This window comes from Thiocapsa imhoffii (genome assembly GCF_016583985.1).
In the GTDB taxonomy this organism is placed as follows: Bacteria; Pseudomonadota; Gammaproteobacteria; order Chromatiales; family Chromatiaceae; genus Thiocapsa; species Thiocapsa imhoffii.
This window is the reverse complement of sequence record NZ_NRSD01000057.1, coordinates 1-4,083: the sequence shown is the minus strand read 5'-3', so window position 1 is coordinate 4,083 and position 4,083 is coordinate 1. Positions and strand designations below refer to the sequence as shown.

Annotated in this window: 3 protein-coding genes; 1 reads left to right on the top strand and 2 read right to left on the bottom strand. The window is 43.8% G+C overall.

Annotation, left to right across the window (positions count from 1 at the left end; all coding sequences use genetic code 11):
* Positions 1-461 (bottom strand): transposase (locus tag CKO25_RS20465; RefSeq protein ID WP_503663882.1); only part of this gene is annotated, 461 nt, incomplete at its 3' end.
* 832 nt (positions 462-1,293) lie between these two features.
* Between CKO25_RS20465 and CKO25_RS20460 the strand changes: the two genes are divergently transcribed.
* A complete protein-coding gene (locus CKO25_RS20460; protein WP_242467791.1) occupies positions 1,294-1,770 on the top strand; it encodes a transposase in 477 nt (158 codons plus the stop codon).
* Positions 1,771-2,958: 1,188 nt separating this feature from the next.
* On the opposite strand, the gene CKO25_RS20455 is transcribed toward CKO25_RS20460, so the two are convergent.
* Positions 2,959-3,864 carry a sulfotransferase family protein gene (locus CKO25_RS20455; RefSeq protein WP_200389792.1) on the bottom strand — a complete coding sequence of 302 codons (906 nt, stop codon included), beginning with the start codon at positions 3,862-3,864 and terminating at the stop codon, positions 2,959-2,961.
* Between the last annotated feature and the right edge of the window lie 219 nt (positions 3,865-4,083).

Genomic DNA, 4,083 nt, shown 5'->3' with positions numbered 1-4,083 from the left:
AAATGACTTTTGTTCTTCTCGCTTGCTGTCATCCAGTTTCCCAGGGACGCTTCCTGTTTTTTTCGGCTGAGTCCGAACGAGATTAGGAGGTGACGCACATGAGGCACAGTAAACGAGACTCCTGTCAGCCGCTTGATCTCCGCTGCCGCTTCTTTAAGGGTGCGTGGGGGATACTTCAAAAAATGCGATTTCAAGAAGTCACGTTGCGGCTCGATTTGACTCACTGGCTGGTGAAAGTGACGCTTCTCGACACCGGACAGCCCCTTTTCAATATAAGTCCGAATCGTCGTCGTGACGGTATTCGGAGCCGCGCTACTCAATTTGGCAATTTCATGGTGTGGTAGGCCTAGGTGCTTATGCCACAAGATGGTCATACGTTTCCGCACGATCGGATCAGGATGGCGGTAACGCTGAAGTTGAATGCGGTGTTGATCTTCAACTGAAAACTGGCAACGTAGCATAATATCACCTATGATCAATCAATAAAATGGGCAGAAAATGATTATGGATCTTTAGGTTATTATGAACATAATAATTTCGCAAACATTTTATTAATCTAGTATATTTATAGCCCCAAAGAGCACCAGTAAGGCCTAAAATTGTTCTATCAGTGCGACTGACAAGTTCCGTATCTGGTGCGTGAGGCACTGAAACGAATTGATTGCAGCGATCACATGCTCGACGAGGACACGGATACTGAAGTGATGAAGATTCTCCTTTTGTTGAATATTGGTCAAGCGCATGTGGATTCAGAGGCTGTATTGGAATTAAATTATTGATTTAATGTCATAAAGTTCAGAGGGCATGGGCAGTCATAATGCGAATGCCACTTTTGACTTCGGAGAAGTGAATATGACCAAAGAGAATTCTCATACGCCTATCCGCTACCTAGGCGACCTCTCAGACGAGAGAGGGCGATCATTGAGCCCATTTTGAACGAGCTTGAGCCATACTAGACAGGGCGACTCGTGAAGTAAATCATCGCGAGATTTTAAACGCGATGTTCTATTTGAATAAGACAGGCTGTCCATGGCGATATTGACCAAAAGATTTCCCATCGTACGACCTTGTCAATGACTATTATCATCAACGGAAACACAGCGGACTCCTAGAGCATATCAATGCGGCACTACGGTCACGTTTGCGTCAGCGTTCAGGCCGAAATCCCGACCTAAGTAATGCCGTGATCGATAGCCAAAGTGTCAAAGGAACTCCGGAATCATCAATCGACTCTGGTTTTGATGGCGGCAAGCTTGGGAAAGGGGGGTGAAGCGGCATTTTGTAGTCGATACAATGGGTTACCTGCTCGTCGTGAGTGCACATGCCGCTAACATCTACGATGGGAAAGCCGCTCGACAGGTCCTGATGAAACTGTTTGTGCTGCTCCAGAGCGTCAAGATCATTTGGGCTGATCGTAGGTACTCTGGTCGTGAACTGTTTGATTGGGTTTTCACTCAATTGAATTGTCATCTTGAGATTGTGAAGAGGCAGAAAGGACATCAAGGCTTTCATGTGCTGCCTCGTCGATGGATCGTCGAGCGGACCTTTGCTTGGCTGAGTCGGTCACGCCGACTGAGTCAGGATGATGAGAGAGAACCACGTTCGAGTGAGTCGCAAGTTGATCTCGCATCGTCGCGTAACTCCTTCGTCAAATCTGTCACAATCAAATTGCTTACTAAAAAGTTATTTGCTTCCATTATATCACTGAATCTTGGCTCTATTGAGCAGAATTTTCTATACAGTCTCTCAAGGACTCATGAGCACGGTTGAGCACGTCGGAATACAACACAACGTCGTGGTGTGCGTAGCCTGCGCCGAGTTTAAAATGGAGTTATTACGAACGTCTAGATGTTGAAATTGATGATATTTTGTAGTTCCAAAGACCACCGGCAAGGCCGAAAAATTGATTTATGAGTGCGGATGACGGGTTCCGAATCCGGTGCGTGAGGCCATGAAACGATTTGATTCCAGCGATCGCATGCTCGACAAGGTCACGGATACTGGAGTGATGATGATTCGCTCTTTGTTGAATTTTGGTTAAGCGTGGATGTGGATTCACTTTTGATCGCTTTGTCCTTTTATGAGGTCAACGAATGTCGGCTCCACGTCCATCATCAGTGGCTGCGCCAAGAAAGCCAAGGTCGGCTCTCAGGGTCATGCCTTCAAACCAAGAAATGTTTGGAGGAAAGCATTTATTCATGATCATCTAGTCATGTACTGAGCCACCAAAAACTGGACTCTTATCAAGTATTTTCAAGTCATGATTGGTGAGCATTAGAACTTTGACGATATGTCTTTTTTTGACCGCTGTATCGTTTCTTTTGATGGTCATCATCCGATGGTCGGACGCAGGCGACTTCTGTTCCATCAACGATCATATTGCTACATTTTTCAACAACATTCTTGAATTCGTCGCGTGACTAAATCGTTCGCTTCGGTGCGACGTTCAAGGACTCAAGAGCGCGGTTGAGCACGTCGGAGTACAACACAACGAAATCGTGTGCATGGCCTGCGCTGAGTTTAAAATGAAAACCAAAGAACATCGAAAGTGGGATCGGTTTTAAGGTAGTCAAGGACAAAAAAAACGCTTTTCGTGGGTATCGAGAACACCCGAGGGACCTCCTTTCGGTAGGCATTTGATTGTCTTGTTACGGAGTTTTCCTGCAATATTTGATCATAAGCATCAGCGAAGGCCGGAACGAGGGCGTCAAATTTCTCTCGGCTCATGCCGATCGTGGGCTTTGATGGTTCGATCGCGTTTGAGTTCGGAAAATTGATCGAAAACTGTCATCGTTTAAGGCCTTTAATAGCAGATCTCACTAAACTCTATGATATATGCGATAGGGGTTTAAGCTCAAGGTACAACTCTAATGAGTTATTGCCTTCCATTACTACAATCAAGTAAATCTATTATTCATTTGTTAAGGCTTCAAGCAAGAGCTTAACACTGTATATATATCATCTCTGTGCTTTCCATGAGCTTAAATCTTTCCCAGTCATTTTTTCTAATCCTGTAACTGATTCATGCAGTTCACGACGTAACTTGATCATTATGTCTTCTGGAATTGGTGTCCGTATTTTATGGACTAGATTAAATTTATTGATCAACTTAGAGAATGAGTGTCTCAGCGCTGTGTGTGGAATTAATATGTGGTAAAGTCTCGAAAATGATTTAGGCTTCGATTTCATGACATCACGAAGCCAACGGTAGCGTACTATTTTATTAGCATTCACGGGTTCAAATTTAAAATATAACTCTGGCGTGATTCCGAGAAAATTGCATATTGCTTCATAACTGGCTCGAGGATCCTTAGAAAAGTCATCATAAAAAACGATATGCACATGATCATTATCAAATCTTTCAAGATAGCGTTCGACTTGCCGGTCAAACCGAACAACGTCTCGGTAATAGAGTCCCTGCCGCAGTCCAATGTGCCTAGGTAGTCGCTTTCCGGCTTTTCGATCAGTCTCCGCGTCAAGAGCTTCGATGAAATCCTCAATTGTTTCTGTTCCAACATAAAGTCGTTGACTATGGAAAGAATGCATTACGACAATTGGATCACGAAGCATTATGATAATTTTTGCCTCCGGGTTATATTTTTTTATTTCTACTGCGGCATATTCAGACAAGAGATAGAAAACAGATGCATCCCCGAGAATCTGATTCGCAGATGCATTTTTATAAAGATCTTCATATTGTTTCAGTGTGATACGCGATTGACCATGGAAATCAAGATCACTACCAAAATAGTGGGGTTCCTTGACTTCGGGAAAATAAATTTGCGGGTGACGTTTTAGGTAGCTATACATAGCTGTAGTTCCGCACTTGGGTGCTCCCACAATAAAAAAATCAACATTCTTCATATTAAATAACCGTAGTTTGTTGAAGGTGTTAAAAGAGGCTCTCCCGGGTCACAGGTGGGTATGTTATCATGTAAATTAGTCTCTTGATGGCGGTGCTCCGCTAAAATGTCATTCGAGCGCTTGTTATGATGACTTTCGATCAGGATACGATTCAGGCCCTTTTAAATCTTCCTGACCTCGCGATTGACCGGTTGGTTTTAGGTGAACGTAAAACGTTGA